This window comes from Dactylosporangium sp. CA-233914 (assembly GCF_050942935.1).
GTDB lineage: Bacteria > Actinomycetota > Actinomycetes > Mycobacteriales > Micromonosporaceae > Dactylosporangium.
The window spans coordinates 3,105,317-3,119,963 of record NZ_CP192030.1 but is presented as its reverse complement, the minus strand read 5'-3'; the positions used below and the strand labels follow the sequence as shown (position 1 = coordinate 3,119,963).

General features: G+C 70.0%; 14 protein-coding genes. 2 read left to right on the top strand and 12 right to left on the bottom strand.

Translation table 11 applies throughout. The features are described from left to right. Positions 1-309 precede the first annotated feature (309 nt). The 4 genes from ACQPY0_RS14465 to ACQPY0_RS14450 all read right to left on the bottom strand — a co-directional run bounded on the left by ACQPY0_RS14465 (position 310) and on the right by ACQPY0_RS14450 (position 4,526). Positions 310-1,146 (bottom strand): carbohydrate ABC transporter permease, encoded by an 837-nt coding sequence (locus tag ACQPY0_RS14465; protein WP_432988866.1) that lies wholly within the window; start codon positions 1,144-1,146, stop codon positions 310-312. Between the two features lies 1 nt (position 1,147). Continuing rightward, positions 1,148-2,056, bottom strand: coding sequence for a carbohydrate ABC transporter permease (locus tag ACQPY0_RS14460; RefSeq protein ID WP_432988864.1), 909 nt, complete (start codon positions 2,054-2,056; stop codon positions 1,148-1,150). Positions 2,057-2,058: 2 nt separating this feature from the next. Then, on the bottom strand, positions 2,059-3,474 hold the full coding sequence (gene ngcE / locus ACQPY0_RS14455) for an N-acetylglucosamine/diacetylchitobiose ABC transporter substrate-binding protein (RefSeq protein WP_432988862.1): 1,416 nt from the start codon (positions 3,472-3,474) through the stop codon (positions 2,059-2,061). An 80-nt stretch (positions 3,475-3,554) separates the two neighbouring features. Next, the gene (locus ACQPY0_RS14450) at positions 3,555-4,526 is read right to left on the bottom strand and encodes an N-acetylglucosamine kinase (protein ID WP_432988860.1); all 972 of its coding nucleotides are present in this window, start codon (positions 4,524-4,526) and stop codon (positions 3,555-3,557) included. A 54-nt stretch (positions 4,527-4,580) separates the two neighbouring features. Between ACQPY0_RS14450 and ACQPY0_RS14445 the strand changes: the two genes are divergently transcribed. Together ACQPY0_RS14445 and murQ are read left to right on the top strand one after the other, a co-directional pair. Beyond that, the gene (locus ACQPY0_RS14445) at positions 4,581-5,480 is read left to right on the top strand and encodes a MurR/RpiR family transcriptional regulator (RefSeq protein ID WP_432988858.1); all 900 of its coding nucleotides are present in this window, start codon (positions 4,581-4,583) and stop codon (positions 5,478-5,480) included. Continuing rightward, the gene (murQ, locus tag ACQPY0_RS14440; protein WP_432988856.1) at positions 5,477-6,370 is read left to right on the top strand and encodes an N-acetylmuramic acid 6-phosphate etherase; all 894 of its coding nucleotides are present in this window, start codon (positions 5,477-5,479) and stop codon (positions 6,368-6,370) included. The genes ACQPY0_RS14445 and murQ overlap by 4 nt, the downstream gene beginning before the upstream one ends. Positions 6,371-6,398: 28 nt before the next feature. Here the strand turns inward: murQ and ACQPY0_RS14435 are convergent, their stop codons facing one another. The 8 genes from ACQPY0_RS14435 to ACQPY0_RS14400 all read right to left on the bottom strand — a co-directional run bounded on the left by ACQPY0_RS14435 (position 6,399) and on the right by ACQPY0_RS14400 (position 14,647). Beyond that, positions 6,399-7,844 carry an aldehyde dehydrogenase family protein gene (locus ACQPY0_RS14435; protein ID WP_432988853.1) on the bottom strand — a complete coding sequence of 482 codons (1,446 nt, stop codon included), beginning with the start codon at positions 7,842-7,844 and terminating at the stop codon, positions 6,399-6,401. After that, positions 7,837-8,523 carry a GntR family transcriptional regulator gene (locus ACQPY0_RS14430; protein WP_432988851.1) on the bottom strand — a complete coding sequence of 229 codons (687 nt, stop codon included), beginning with the start codon at positions 8,521-8,523 and terminating at the stop codon, positions 7,837-7,839. Before ACQPY0_RS14430 ends, ACQPY0_RS14435 begins: the two co-directional genes overlap by 8 nt. 40 nt (positions 8,524-8,563) lie before the next feature. After that, positions 8,564-9,715, bottom strand: a complete 1,152-nt coding sequence (locus tag ACQPY0_RS14425; RefSeq protein WP_432988849.1) for a M24 family metallopeptidase — start codon at positions 9,713-9,715, stop codon at positions 8,564-8,566. Next, the gene (locus tag ACQPY0_RS14420; protein WP_432988847.1) at positions 9,712-10,842 is read right to left on the bottom strand and encodes an aminotransferase class I/II-fold pyridoxal phosphate-dependent enzyme; all 1,131 of its coding nucleotides are present in this window, start codon (positions 10,840-10,842) and stop codon (positions 9,712-9,714) included. Before ACQPY0_RS14420 ends, ACQPY0_RS14425 begins: the two co-directional genes overlap by 4 nt. Positions 10,843-10,846: 4 nt before the next feature. Further along, on the bottom strand, positions 10,847-12,490 hold the full coding sequence (locus tag ACQPY0_RS14415) for a phytoene desaturase family protein (RefSeq protein WP_432988845.1): 1,644 nt from the start codon (positions 12,488-12,490) through the stop codon (positions 10,847-10,849). A 66-nt stretch (positions 12,491-12,556) separates the two neighbouring features. After that, the gene (locus ACQPY0_RS14410) at positions 12,557-13,327 is read right to left on the bottom strand and encodes an amino acid ABC transporter ATP-binding protein (protein WP_432988843.1); all 771 of its coding nucleotides are present in this window, start codon (positions 13,325-13,327) and stop codon (positions 12,557-12,559) included. After that, the gene (locus tag ACQPY0_RS14405) at positions 13,324-14,262 is read right to left on the bottom strand and encodes an amino acid ABC transporter permease (RefSeq protein ID WP_432988841.1); all 939 of its coding nucleotides are present in this window, start codon (positions 14,260-14,262) and stop codon (positions 13,324-13,326) included. The genes ACQPY0_RS14410 and ACQPY0_RS14405 overlap by 4 nt, the downstream gene beginning before the upstream one ends. Further along, a complete protein-coding gene (locus ACQPY0_RS14400) occupies positions 14,255-14,647 on the bottom strand; it encodes a cupin domain-containing protein (RefSeq protein ID WP_432988839.1) in 393 nt (130 codons plus the stop codon). Before ACQPY0_RS14400 ends, ACQPY0_RS14405 begins: the two co-directional genes overlap by 8 nt.

The window sequence follows — 14,647 nt, the reverse complement described above, 5'->3', positions numbered from 1 at the left end:
GCCGGCGTCCGGGACGATCGCGGCCGCGGAGGGAAGGGTCTCCGCCTCGGTCCGCGACGTCGCCGCCGGCCACGAGCAGCAGGTGAGCGCCGGCGGCAGCCCGTACGGCCCGCGCAGTCACCGGCGGCGTGGACGTTCGGGTGGTATGCCGCCGGATCCGCCCATTTGGCCGCCGCGGTGCCGACCAGCACCCCGCCGCCGCCCCGCTGGCGGGATCCCAGACGGCCCCGGCGCCGAGCACCGCGCCGGCGTCGACGGCCAGGACGCTGCTACCCGCCACGATGGATCGCCGGGGCGCGGGAAGGTTCCCTACTTCAGCTGACCCGCGGTCAGGCCGGACTGGACCTGGCGCTGGAACACGACGTACAGCAGCAGCACCGGCAGCATCGCGATCGTCATGCCCGCGAACAGGCCGCCGAAGTCGCCCGCGTAGCCCTCGTTGACCGCGAGCGCCGTCAGCCCCTGGGCCAGCACCCAGCGCTGCTCGCTGCCCTCGCCCTGCATCAGCACGATCGGGAAGAGGTACTGGTTCCACTGCGTGAGGAAGTTGAAGATGCCCACGCTGATCAGGCCCGGCCGCGCCATCGGCAGCATGATGCGGAAGAAGAGGCTCCAGTGCGAGCAGCCGTCGACCAGGGCCGCCTCGGCGACCGCGGCCGGCAGGGTGCGGAAGAACGCGGTCAGGAAGAACACCGTGAACGGCAGGGAGTAGGCGGTGTACACCAGGATCAGGCCGGGCAGGGTGCCGAGCAGGCCGAGGTTCTTCACGACGAAGAACAGCGGCACCAGGGCCAGGAACACCGGGAAGACCATGCCGCCGGCGAAGGCGTAGTAGACCAGGCGCAGGCCGCGCAGCTCGTAGCGGGCCAGCACGTAGGCGGCCATCGCGCCCAGGAGCATGGTGAGCAGCAGCGCGCCGGCCACGACGACGACGCTGTTGAGGAAGTACCGGCCCATGTGCGCCTCGTTCCAGGCGCGGGACCAGTTTGACACGCGCAGGACGGACGGCAGGCCCCAGGCGTCGGACAGGATCTCGTCGTCGCTCTTGAAGGAGCTGATGACCGCCCACAGCAGCGGGAACGTGGTCAGCACCGCCCAGCCGGCGAGGAAGACGTGGGAGAAGGCGTTGCTCAGGCGGGCCGGCATGTCAGTACTCGATGCGTTCGCGGCGGGTCACGCGCAGGGAGGCGATCGCGACCGACAGGGTGACGAAGAACATCGCCACGCCGATCGCGGAGGCGTAGCCGAACTTCGCCTCGCCGAAGGCGGTGTTGTACAGCCGCAGGCCGACGACGTCGGTGCTGAACTCGGGGCCGCCGTTGGTGATGATCTGCACGAGCGCGAAGGCGTCCAGGGCGATGATCGCGAGGTACACCCACGCGACCTGAATGGTGTCCCACAGCAGCGGCACCGTGATGCGCAGCAGCGTGGTGAGGCGACCGGCGCCGTCGAGCAGTACCGCCTCGTAGATCTCGCGGGGAATCGCGGACATCGCCGCGCCGAACAGGACCACGTAGAAGCCGACGTTGCTCCAGATCATCACGACCAGCACGGCCCAGAATGCCAGGTCCGCATCGCCCAGCCAGGTGCGGGCCAGCGCACCGAGGCCCACCGCGCGCAGGGCGCCGTTGACCAGGCCGCCGTTCGGGGCGTACATCTCCCGCCACAGCACGCCGATGATGGCGACCGAGAGCACCTGGGGGAAGAAGTAGACGATGCGGTACACGCCGCTGCCCCGGATGCCGCGCACGCCGGCCCGCCCGCCGTGGCCGCCGACGCTGAGCATCGAGGCGAAGAAGAGCCCGAGCGCGATGGTGGCGACCGGCAGCACGGCGAGCAGGATGGCGTTGTGTTTCAGGGCGTTCCAGAAGTACTCGTCGCGCAGCAGCCGGGTGAAGTTGTCCGGGCCGACGTAGTCCCACGTGGGGCTCAGGCCGCGCCAGTTCGTCGCCGAGACCTGAAACGCCTGCAGATACGGCGAGACGACGAACACCGCGTAGACCGCCACCGCGGGCATCAGGAACGTGATGGCGAACAGGCGCCGGCCGTGGCGCATGTTCAGCTCCGCTTGTACTTCTTGATGGTGTCGTCCCTGGCGATGGAGTCCGCGCCCTTCTGGCACTGCTCGACGAACTGCTTGGCGTTGATCTGCTTGGTGAACAGCGCGCCGCAGGCAGCGTCGACGAGCTCGCGCTCAAGCTTGCGGTAGTAGGAGTTGTACACCCAGTTGAAGCCCTTGTCGCCGGAGGCCTTGAGCGCCTTGGTCACCGACTCCAGGCCCGGCGGCAGGTTGACGCCTTCCAGCCCGGCGACGCAGGTGAGGCTCGCGACCCGGTTGGTGAAGTCGGTAGCGCCCTTCTTCGACAGCATCACGCGCAGGTACTCCAGGCCCCCGTTGAGGTTCTTGGCCTTGGCCGGCACGACGAACGGCTCGCCGGCCGTGCCGCGCAGCGCCTCGAACGGCAGTTTGTCGCTTGTGGACAGACTGGAGGTCGGCGCGATCGTCATCTGGAAGTCGGGCGGCGTGACGGCCTTCTGCTCGCTCGGAAGCCACGAGCCGCACGAGATGAACACGGCCTTGCCCTTGCACCACTCGGTCTGCGACTGGATGTGGTCCAGGCCCTCGGATCCGGGCATGATGTAGCCGTCGACGGCGAGCTGGGAGTAGGCGTCGGCGGCGGCCAGGATCGCCTCGTGCTTCCAGGCGTTGGGCTCCAGGTTGTCGATCGCGACGAGGATGTCCGCGCCGGCCATCTTGACCGCGGCGGACAGGATCGGCCAGCTCATGTAGCGCGGGTGCTTACCCTGGTAGGTCCAGGGTGAGATGCCGGCCGCCTTGATGGTCCTGCACAGCGCGATCATCTCGTCCCACGTCTTCGGGTACTGCCAGCCCTTGTCGCCCAGCAGCTTGGCGGAGTACCAGATCCCGTAGGCGGTGTAGGCGTAGTTGAGCGCCATGGTCTTGCCGTCGTAGGTGCCGGGCAGCAGCGAGCCGGGCAGCAGCGTCTCGCGGACCTTCTTGTTCGGGTCGTCGATGCTCGGCGCGTCCAGCAGCGGCGCGAGGTCCGCCAGCGCACCCTGGGAGACGAGGCCGTTGAAGTCGATCTGGCCGGCGCCGGAGTTGTTGACGACGTCCGGCGGGCTGCCGTCGACGAAGCGCGGCTGGAGGGTCTGGCCGATCTGCTGGGTCGCGGAGTGCTTGATCTGCGCCTTGGGGTACTTCTCGGTGTACATCGCCTCGTGCGCCTTGGCGTAGTCCTCGCCGAAGCCGCCGTTGAAGACGACGATCTCCAGCGGCGCGTCCTCCTTCACCCCCAGCGGGTTCACGGAGTTCTTCGCGCCCTGCGCGCTGTCGCTGGGCTTGTCGTCGCCGCCGCCGGACAGGGCGCAAGCGCCGAGCGCGCCGGTCGTGGCGGCCAGGACGCCGGAGCCGGCCAGGGACCGGAGCAGGTTTCTGCGGGAAAGGCTGGTCATCGCCACTCCTTCGAGGCCGAGGGACGCCTGTCGATGAGAATGAAGGTTTCCAACCAAAGTTGCAAGAGGCGAAAAGATTGTTACCGGGTCAGGCGCGCGTGTACCGATGGATCTGCCGCAGCCCCGCTGACCTGCGCGATCGCCAGCCAGAGTGCGCCCGCCGGCCCGTAGCGGGCCGGCTTGGACACGGTCCGGTAACGCTGCCGAACGGCCGCCCGGACCCGCTCCGCGACCGGCCCGGGCGAGAGCAGAACCGAGCCGGCGAGGACCACGGCGGGGTCCCGCAGGCCGGCGCGGGCGCCGACCGTGGCCAGGGTGTGCAGCAGGTGTACCGCGGAAGCCTCGGCGATCCCGGCGGCGACCGGATCGCCGGCCGCGGCGAGGTCGCTCACGGCCGGGGCGAGGGCGCCCAGCGCGGCCGGAGGCCGGTCGAACGTGGCGCGCAGCACCGCCTGGGCCCGCGCCTCGGGCGAGTCCCCGGACGCGCCGAGCGCGGCGCACATCGCGTCGGTGAGGGCGGTGGCGGGACCGCGGCCGTCGAGGGCCCGCATGACGGCGCGCAGGGCCTCGCGCCCGATCCAGACCGCGGAGCCCTCGTCGCCGAGCAGCCAGCCGTATCCGTCGCAGCGGTGCGTCAGCCGGGTGCCGGCGAACGCGGCGGCGACCGCCCCGGTCCCGGCGAGCAGCAGCAGCCCGTCGGGGGCCGGGGTGCCGGCGGCGAAGCCGACCTCGAGGTCGGTCACGACCACCACCCGGCCGGGCAGCCCCGCGGCGCGCCAGGCCGCCTCGGCCGCGGCCCGGGCCTCCGCCATCCGTGCGGCCGCCCCCGCCAAACCGACCACCCCGAGCGCGATCCGGCCGATGCTTTCCGGGCATTGGGCGAGTAGGGTCCGCAGCGCGGCCGCCAGCGTCTCGGCCGGTGGCGCACCGCTGGAGTTGCGGTTCGCCCCGCCCGCCTCGGACCGCGCAAGGATGGTGCCATCGAACTCGCTCAGCGCGCACCGGGTCGCGGTGGCCCCGGCGTCGACGCCGATGACGAGGGGATCTCGCATTCGGGCCACCGTACTCCATTGACGAAATCGGCGAGGCAACGGAAACTTTTCCACATGAAGGACGAGGCTCGCCAGGTCTCCACGGCCGTGAAGATCCGCGGACTCCTGCCCTCGCTCTCCCGCGCCGAGCAGCGGGTCGGAACGATCATCGTCGACGAGGCGGCCACCGCCGCGGCGATGACGATCACCGAGCTCGCCAAGCGCGCCAACACCTCCGAGACCACGGTAATCCGCTTCTGCCGCGCCATCGGCGTCTCCGGCTACCCGGAGCTGCGGCTGCGGCTGGCCGCCGAGGCCGGGCGGGTGCAGCAGGACGAGGGCGCCCAGGAGGCGGTCGGCAGCGACATCAGCCTGTCCGACGACCTCGGCCAGGTCGTGAAGACCATCGCCTACGCCGACGCCCGCGCGGTCGAGGACACCGCCGCCCAGCTCGACCTCGACGCGCTCGGCCGGGTCATCGCCGCGATCGCCGGGGCCCGCCGGATCGACATCTACGGCGTGGGCGCGAGCGCGTTCGTGGCCCAGGACTTCCAGCAGAAGCTGCACCGCATCGGCCTGACCGCCTACGCGTGGTCGGACCTGCACCTGGCCCTGACCAGCGCGGCCCTGCTCGGCGAGGGCGACGTCGCGATCGGCATCTCGCACACCGGCACCACCGTCGACACCATGGAGGCCTTCGCCGAGGCCGGCCGCCACGGCGCGACGACGGTCGCGCTCACCAACTTCCCGAAGTCGCCGATCACCCGGGTCGCCGACCTGGTGCTGACCACCGCCGCGCGCGAGACGACGTTCCGCTCCGGCGCGATGGCCAGCCGGCTGGCCCAGCTCACCGTGGTCGACTGTGTGTTCGTCGGTGTCGCGCAGCGCACCTACGACCGGACGAAGGCGGCGCTGGAGGCGACCCGCGACGCGGTGCGCAGCCGGCGGACCAAGTCCGATCGGGGCCGCTGGTGAGCGTCCCGCCCACCGAGGAGCGCAATCCTCATACAGCCGACATCGACCGGCTGCCCACCCTCGACATGCTCCGGCTGATCAACGCCGAGGACCGCAGGGTCGCCCCGGCGGTCGCGGCGGTCCTGCCCCGCCTGGCCGAGGCCGTCGAGCTCGCGGTCGCCGCCCTGCGCGCCGGCCACCGCATGCACTACTTCGGCGCCGGCACCTCCGGGCGCATGGCGGTCCTGGACGCCGCCGAGCTGCACCCCACCTTCGGCGTCGGTCACGACCGCGTGGTCGCCCACATCGCCGGCGGCCTGCCGGCCCTGCACGACGCCGTCGAGGGCGCCGAGGACGACGTCGAGCTGGGCGCGGCCGCCGCCCGCGCGATGAGCGCCGGCGACGTCGCCGTGGGCACGACGGCCAGCGGCGGCACCCCCTACGTCGGCGGCGCCCTGCGCGCGGCCCGTGCGGCCGGCGCGGCCACGGTCCTGGTCTCGGCCAACCCCGCCGCCGCCCTGGCCCCGCTCGCCGACGTGCACATCGCCGTGGACACCGGCCCCGAGGCGATCACCGGCTCGACCCGCATGAAGGCGGGCACGGCCCAGAAGCTGGTGCTCAACGCCCTGTCGACGGCGGTGATGGTCCGCCTGGGCCGCACCTACTCCAACCTGATGACCGACATGGTGGCCAGCAACGCGAAGCTGCGCGGCCGCCAGGTCCGCATGCTGACCCAGGCGACGGGCCTGCCCGCCCACGCGTGCACGACGGCCCTGGCCGAGGCCGGTGGCGAGTCGAAGGTCGCCCTGGTGGCCCTGCTGGCCCAGACCCCGGCCGCAACAGCGCGACGCGCCCTGGAACGCACCGACGGCGTGGTCCACGCCGCGCTGAGCGACCTCCGCAACCCCTGAGTCCCCCCGCGATCTTCCGCGACGGCGGCTACCATCGCAGGTAGACCGACTTGGATACCGTGTAGAAGTCCAGAGCGACTGATCCCTGTTCCTTGAACGCCGCGTTGGACGAGTCCTTCAGCCCGCCGAAGGGCACGTTGGGCTGATTTCCGGTGGTCGTCTCGTTCACCTTGACGGTGCCGGCCCGGACCTCGTCGGTGAAGGTCTGCGCCGCGGACAGCGAGTCGGTCAGGATGCTGGCGACCAGGCCGTACGGGCTGGCGTTGACGCACGCTATCGCCTCCTCGACGCAGGAGACCTCCACGACCGCGACCACCGGGCCGAACACTTCCGTGTTGAGGATGCGAGCGCCGGGTGGAAGGTTGGTGAGGACCGTGGGCTCGAAGAAGGGCGGGGCCGCGGCTCGCGGAGTATGCCGGATGGCCCCTTCCCGCACGGCTGTGTCGACGATGTCCGCGACCCGTGCGTGAGCGGTCGTGCTCACGAGCGGGCCGACATCCGCCGACGGGTCGGTGCCGTCCCCGAGCCGGAGCGACCGGGCCCGGGCGACCAGCGCCGCCACGAGTGACGACGCGATGCCCGGGGTGCAATAGACCCGGCTGGTGGCGGTGCAGGCCTGGCCGGTCAGCCCGAACGCGCTACGGGCGATCAGTTCCGCGGCTGCGTCCGGGTCCGCGTCGTCCAGGACCACGGTGGCGTTCGATCCGCCCAGCTCCAGTTGGACGCGGGCCATGCGCTGACCGGCCGCCGCGGCGATCTGCCGGCCGACCTGCGTGGAGCCGGTGAAGCTGATGGCGTCGATTCCCGGATGCGCGACGACGGCAGCTCCGATCGTGCCACCGTCGCCGACGAGGACGTTGAGCACACCCGCAGGCAGTCCGGCCGACTCGAGCAGCTCGGCGAGAAGCACACCCGGGCCCGGCGCTTCGAGGGCGGGCTTGAGGATGACGGCGTTGCCGGCGACCAGCGCCGGTCCGAGCTTCCAGGCGGGGATCGCAAGGGGGAAGTTCCAGGGGGTGATCAGCCCGACGACCCCCAGCGGCTCCCGTCGGGAGGTGATGGTCAGGTTCGGTTCCAGGCCGGCGAATTCCTGGCCCGCGAGGCGCCACCCTTCGGCGCCGAAGAAGGAGAGATAGTCGACAGCGCGGTCGACCTCGGCCCCGGCCTCCCGCAGCGTTTTACCTTCCTCGAGCGTGATGGTGGTCGCGAACTCGGCGCGGCGCTGCACGAGCAGCGCCGCGGCGCGGCTGAGGACTTCGCCGCGGCGCGGTGCGGGAGTGCGGCGCCAGGCGTGCTGCGCGTCGGCGGCGGCCTTGACGGCCGTGTCGACGTCCTCGATGCCGCAGAGTGATACGTGTGCGACCACGTCCCCGGCCGGGCCGTGCAGCCTGCGGGTGCTGCCGCCGACCCGGTTACCGTTGATCCGGCCCGCGATCACCGAGGTGTTCGATGTGCGATCCCGGACGCTACTCACGGCCGGGGTCGTCCTCTTCGAGAATGTGCCCCAGGACTTCGCGCACGTGCGCGCGCATCGCGGCCTCGGCGCCGTCGGGGTCCTGGTTGGCGATCGCCTCGGCGACCGTGACGTGCAGGTGCGCCGAGGCCGCCTTGAAGCCTCGCTGCATGGGCCTGATGTTGCGCAGCGTCTGGGCGAGGTCGAGGGCATTGCGGGCGTACCGCTCGAGGTGGCTCGAGCGGGCAGCGCTGACGATCGCGAGATGGAACTGCGCGTCGAGCGCCCTGAACTCGTCGGCCTCGCTGTTGTCGGCCGCTTCGAGGCTGCGGTTCGCCAGCTCGACGATCGAGCCGGACTGCTCGTCGGAGCGCCGCTGCGCCGCCAGCCTCGCGGTCATCCCCTCCAGGCACTCACGCACCTCGAACGCCTCCGCCAGCGCCGGCTTCGACGGTGTGGCAATCCGGATGCCCTGGGGGTGGACCGAGACCAGGCCCGCTTCGGTCAGATGGATGAGGGCCTCCCGGACGGGCGTGGCGCTCACCCCGCAAAGCTTCGCGATCTGCGGGATCTTGAGGTCCATGCCCGGGGCGAGGGTGCCGTCGACGATCGCCTCCCGGAGCAGCGCTGCCGTACGAACCGCGAGGTTCTGGTGCCTTGCCAGCGGTAGGATCCTCGGCGAGGAATCGTCGGCCTTCACTGTTCGTCCCTTTCCGTGATCTGGTGCGACATCGCATACGTCATTGCGCCGCGGACAGGACTGTCCGAGGCAGGCTGCTCAGAAATCTCGTCCCATGCTCCTCGACCGCCAGGATGTCCGTGCACCCGACCGCACCCAGGCCCGGGACCCTGAGCGTCGGCAGGAGATGAAATACCATGCCGACCTCGATCGGGCGGGGATCGCCGGCGCGAATGTCGAGGACGTCGCCTTCACCGAGCCCGGGCGGGTAGGAGATGCCCATGCTGTAGCCGCCTCGATTCGGCCAGTACGCAGCCGGGACCTCCGCCTCCACCAGGGATCGACCGGCCTTGTCGACCTCACCGATCGTAACTCCCGGCCGCGCGGCGGCTCGCATGGCCTCGCCGGCAGCCGCCGAGAGCGTGACCATGTCCCTGAGCTGTCCGGTCGGCTCTGCCCGCGTCACGGTCCGGGTCAGGACACCGTGATACCTGCCCTTCGACGCGCAGACCTCCATGCGCAGCGGCTCCTGGTCGCCGATCGGTCGCTGGGCGTGCGTCGAGTGAGTCACGAGCGAGCTGACACCGGGAACGATGTAGGCCGGCGAGCCGGTGTACTCGCTGCCACTACGCGCGAGGCTGGCCAGCACCGCGGCCGCGACGTCGCTGTCGGTCCCGGCGGCGCGAAGACTCTCGAGCCCGGCGCTGATGGACCCCTCGGCGAGCTCGGTCGCCCGCTGGATCAGAGCGATCTCCGCCGCCGACTTGCGAGCGCGATGGCGTTCCACCAGGCCGGACGCGTCGATCAGGCCGTGCAGCTCGCCCCGCAGCTGGTCGTAGTACAGCGGAGGGAGGAACAGGCTGCGCCGGTCCACGCCGTTGCGTTTGCCGGCGAGTCCCGCCCGCCTGATCGCCGAGAGCAGCGTGGGGATCGGATCCGACAGGGCCTGCACCTCGATCGGGACCGTGTCCGAGATCCACGGCAGGTCGGGGACGTTGACGCGTTCGGTGTTGCGCACCACGAACCTGACGTCGCCCTCGGCCGGCACGATGAGGCATTGGAAGATGTGGTAGCCGGGCGTTGTGTAGCCGGTGAGATACGTGATGTTCTCCGGGCCGGTAACCAGAAGAGCGTCCATGCCCCGCTCAGCCATGTCCGCCCGCACGGCGGCCAGCCGCGCGCCGTACTCCTCGTCGGTGAAGTACCGATTCATCGCATTGTTCCTTTCCCGAACGACAGCTGGTTGGTATCGGCGAGTTCCTCGAGGGCGGCCGACAATCTGCCGAGTCCCTCCTCGAGTTCGGGCCGCGGCACCGAGAAGGTGAGCCGGCCGAACACCGGGTCCCCGAATCGGCCGTTGTGCGCGATCGAGACGCGGGCACGGGAGGCCCATGTCTCGAAGAAGGACCGGCCGTCGCCGGGGGCGATGCCGAGCTCCTCCGGGACGAGCTCGATCAGCTGGTAGATGGCGCCGGACGGCTTGACCGTCCGAATACCGCGCCAGCGCTCGACCACGGCGTTCGACAGGTCTCGCAGCTGCTGATGCCGCCGGACGTCGTGGTGGTTCTGTGGCGTGCCGGTGAGCGCGCCCAAGGCGGCCCATTGGCTGATCGAGGAAGCGCAGTTGCACAGCGATGCGTGAACCCGCCGGGCCACGTCGATGACGGCTTTCGGCCCCGCGGCATAGCCGACCCGCCAACCGGTCATGCCGTAGGCCTTGGAGACACCGTCGATGGTGATCGTCCGGGCCAGGATCTCGGGCCCCAGCGAGCCGATGCTGTGCGCGGCCAGCCCGTCGTACACGAACCGGGAGTAGATCTCGTCGCTCAGCACGATCGCCGAGCTGTGGTTGAGCACCACATCGGCGAGAGCGGCGAGCTCCTCGGCGGTGTACACGGCGCCGCTGGGATTGGCCGGTGAGTTGAGCAGCACCACGCTCGTCTCGTCGTCCAGAGCGTCCCGCAGCTGGGCCCCGGTGACCTTGTAGCCCGTGTCCGGTGTCGTCGTGAGGCCGACGAGCCGCCCGCCCAACTGCTCGACGTGACCGCGGTATCCCCCGTAGTGCGGAACCGGCACCACAACGTTGCTGCCGGGCTTGATCAGTGCGCTGAGTACGCAGAACACGCTCAGCTTGGCCCCGGCGGCCACCATGATCTGCGAAGGATCGTACGCGAGGCCGCGCTCGCGCAGGGACCGGCTGATGGCTTCCCTCAGCGGTGCGATGCCGGCCGCGCCGACGTACCTGGTGTCGCCGCGGCTGATCGCCTCGACGGCCGCAGCCGCCGCCGACTGCGGGGAATCGATGTCCGGCACCCCGGTTGCCAGGTCGATGGTGTCCATCGGGTCACCCGGCCGACGGAACGTCTGGAGCCGAGACCTCGTCCTGCGCCCCGGAGGTGTCGCGAAGGACCCGGGCGGCTGCGTTGTGGCCCGGGATGCCGGTCACCGTTCCGCCGGGCCAGACGCCCGAGCCGCACAGATACAGGCCCTTCACCGGCGTGCGGTACCGGGCGAGGCCGGGGGTCGGGCGGTTGCCGAACATCCCCAGGGGCGTCATGTCGCCGTGCAACTGATGGCCCTCGACCAGCCCGTACTCGCGCTCGAAGTCGACGGGGCTGAAGGTCGCCCGGTCGACGATGATGTCCTTGATGTTCGGGATGAACTCCTCGATGGTGTCGATACAGTTCGCCGCGAACCTGTCCTTCGTCTCGTCGTCCCACGATCCGCAGGCGAGGCGGTACGGCGCGTACCAGACGTTGACGCTCATCAGGTGCCGTCCGGGTGGAGCGAGGCTGGGGTCGACGACCGAGGGGGTCAGCCCCAGCAGTTTGGGACGCCTCGACGGGCGGCCGTACTTGTAGTCGTCGTATGCCTCCTCGAGGTATTCGACGGTCGGTGAGTAGCGGTACTGACAGGCCGCCAACTGTCGTGCCTGCGCGTCGGAGGTGGCCGACCGGTGGACGGGAAGGCCGTCGAGCGCCAGGACGAGCTTGAATGCCCCACCGGCCATCCGCAGGTCGCGCAGCCGGTCGGCGAGGCCGGTCGGGATGAGTGCCGCGTTGTCCAGCAGGCTCAGCAGCGTGGTCTTGGGATTGATGTTGGAAAGGACGGTCTGGGCCGTCACCTCGTCCCCGGAGGAGAGCACGACGCCGGTCGCCCGCTCCCCGGCCGTCAGGATGCGTTCGACCCGGGTCTCGAGGCAGATCTCGACGCCCCGCGCCTCCGCCGCCCCGCGCATGGCTTCGGCGATCGTCCCCATGCCGCCTCGAGGCAGGCCGGTCGAGCCGCGGACCATGTGGCGGCGCGGATCGTCGGCCGCCGTGGTCCCGCTCGCCAGCGACAGCGGGCGGCGCAGGAGCCCGATCGGTGACCCGGGGGTCGAGGGCGCGACGTTGCCCGCGCTCATGGACAGGCTCGCCAGCAGTGCTTTGAGATGCGGACTCGACAGGCGCCGGTCCAGGAAGTCCTGGATGCTGCCGAAGAACACCTCGGCGAACGCCGCTTCGTCGTCCGGTGTGCGCATCGATGCGGCCAGCTCCGCGAGGCTCGGCGGATCGTCGAAGACCGAGACGCCGAGCTTGCGCGCGAAGTCGTTGAAGAACTCGATGACCCCGAAGTAGGCATCGACGTCTTTGGGGGCCAGCGCGTGCAGGTCCGCCTCGGTCCGCTTCCTGTCCCTCCAGCCCTTGAACGACCGTCCGTCCGCGAGCGGGAACACCATGGTCGGATCGGGCCGCTCGAACGTCACCCCGAAGTGCTCGAGCTGCATGTCCTCGAAGATCCGCGGCTCCAGTGCGCTCGGCGTGTTGGTGATCGTGCCGCGATACCCGGGGAAGAATTCCACCGGCGCGCAGAGTCCCCCGGCCTGGGCCCGCTGCTCGACGACCAGGACCCGGCGGCCGGCGGCCGCCAGGTAGAAGCCGGCGACGAGACCGTTGTGGCCCCCGCCGACGATCACGGCGTCATAGTGGGTGCTTCTGGGCTTCATCAAGCTGCTCCATATTCGATATATCGCACGCCGGTGACGTTGACTTGATCGCGAGAAGACCCATGGCTAGTTCGAGAAGCCCGACCTGGACAGGAACGCCTTGAGGCCGTCGGCCTGCGGATCGCGGAGCAGCCGGCTCGGGGCGCCCGACTCGGCGATGCGTCCGTCCTCCATGAACACGATCCGGTTCGCCACCTCCTCGGCGAACCGCAACTCATGCGTGACCACGATCATGGTCATGCCGTCGGCCGCCAGATCCCGCATCACGTCGAGCACCTCTCCCACCAGTTCGGGGTCGAGGGCCGACGTCGGCTCGTCGAAGAGAATCAGCTTCGGGCGCATGGCCAGCGCCCTCGCGATCGCCACCCGCTGCTGCTGGCCACCCGAGAGCTGCCGCGGGTACGAGGCGCTCTTGTGCGCCATTCCGACCCGCTCGAGGAGCTCGACCGCGAGCGCGACGGTGTCGGCGCGCCGGCGCTTGAGTACCCGCATGGGGCCCTCGATGACGTTGTCCAGCACCGTCATGTGCGGGAAGAGGTTGAACTGCTGGAACACGATGCCGATGTGCCGCCGGTTCAGCGCGGCCTTGCGCTCGGAGAGCTCGACGAGCGCGCCGTTCGATTCCCGGTACCCGACGTACTCGTCGTCGACCTTGATGATGCCCGAGTCGACGGACTCCAGGTGGTTGATGCAGCGCAGCAGCGTGGTCTTGCCGGACCCGGACCTTCCGATCAGACAGACCACCTCGCCCCGGTCCACCTCGAGGTCCACCGACTTGAGCACTTCGTTGCCGCCGTAGGACTTGCGCACGCCGCGGATCGTGACAAGGGGCGTCATCCTCGCACCACCTTCCGCACCATGCGGCCACCCGAGAGAACCCGGCCGATGCGCGTCGATCCGGCGCGAGCGACGCCCTTGCCGAATATCCGTTCGATGTAGATCTGCCCCACCATGAGGATCGAGGTGCAGGCGAGGTACCACGTAGAGGCGGCGAGCAGCAGCGGGATCGGCTGGAAGTTCCGGGAGAAGATCTGCTCCGAGACGTACAGCAGGTCGCCGAGCGACAGCACACTGACCAGTGACGAGTACTTCAGCATCCCGATGATGTTGTTGAACGTCGGCGGGATGATGACCCGGACGGCCTGGGGCAGGACGATCCGGCGGAACGTCTGCCATGGCGTCATCCCCAGACCCATGGCGGCCTCGGTCTGTCCCCGGTCGATGGACAGCAGACCCCCGCGAACGATCTCGGACATGTAGGCCGCCTCGTTGAGGCCGAGCCCCAGCACGCCGGCGACCATCGCCGAGATCAATGCGTTGGTCGGCCAGCTGTGCAGGTCGGGACCGAACGGGATGCCCAGCGTCACCTTCGGGTACAACGCGCTGAGGTTGTAGAAGAAGATGAGTTGCACCAGGGTCGGCGTGCCCCGGAAGATCCACGTGTAGAACCAGGCGAAGTTCGACAGGATCGGATTCCGCGACATCCTGCACACGGCGATGACGATCCCGAGCACGATGCCCAGGGCCATCGCCATCGCCGTCACTTCCAAGGTCAGCAGAAGGCCGCTGAGGATCGCCTCGCTGAACATGTACTGCGCGAAGACGTCCCACCGGTACGCATCGTTGGTGATCATCGAGACCACCAGGCGACCCGCGAGCAGGAGCGCGATCGCGACCGAGACCCAGCGCCAGGGGTGGCGCTGCTTGACTACGCGAAACGGGTCCGGCGCCGCCGGCCCGAGTTCTCGCCGATCGGCTGTAGCACTACTCATGCCGGTGCCATTCGTCGTCGGCCTGGAGCCACCGGGTCGTACCACCTGCCTTCAGGGCCATCTGCGTGAAGCTCTCCTCCGCATTGACGGAGCCGTGCCAGTGGTGGGCGTGCGCCGGGATCACCACCCAGTCGCCGGGCAGCAGTTCGTGGACCTCCCCCTCGATGGACACTGCCCCCCGGCCGCTGACGGCATAGAGCACCTGGTCGACGCTGTGGGTGTGGGGCAGGGTGCGCGCCCCGGGCGCGAAGTGGACCCCGGTGATGTCGGTGCCGGCCTCCTCGCCGTGGCGGTAGAGGTCTGTGCGGGAGACCGCCCCGGCGAAGCGTTCCGGCTCATCGGCCAACTCAGCCTGAACCGGGTCGAAGTGCCTCGGCTGCATCAT